Here is a 389-nt window from a genome sequence, read left to right on the forward strand (position 1 = left end):
AAGCTGATATCACTTCTCCACCATGGGTGGTTTTATCACCCAATAAAACAAATCCCTGGGACATAAATAAAACAATCCAAAACTCGCCCATTGAAAAACAGGCTTCCATAAAAACGATCAGAACATTCGTTAGAGAAATGATCTCGACCAATAAAAACTACTCCCCCCCAAAAACGCACTACCTTTTAGCTGGCCAGCGCCCAAGCGCTACGTAAACTTTCGCGGACAATTCAGCTCACCGCTGTCAGCATCTAATGCATTCCCAAGAGTCAACGTGTCGAGAACAAAAGAAAAAGGTAAGTCGATAATAGCTAACGGAATAATCAGTCCATTACTCCCCTTGATCAGTGTCCAATCAGTCGCCGCATGAAAGTCCAGCTGAACGCCTT

Annotated in this window: 1 protein-coding gene; it reads right to left on the reverse strand. The window is 44.0% G+C overall.

All coding sequences use genetic code 11. The features are described 5' to 3' along the window. Window positions 1-207: 207 nt before the first annotated feature. Window positions 208-389: YceK/YidQ family lipoprotein (locus tag M2R48_RS21110; protein ID WP_262087581.1), on the reverse strand; the 182-nt coding region annotated here is incomplete at its 5' end.

It is taken from the genome of Acinetobacter sp. I-MWF, from assembly GCF_025433935.1.
GTDB classification, from domain to species: Bacteria; Pseudomonadota; Gammaproteobacteria; order Pseudomonadales; family Moraxellaceae; genus Acinetobacter; species Acinetobacter guillouiae.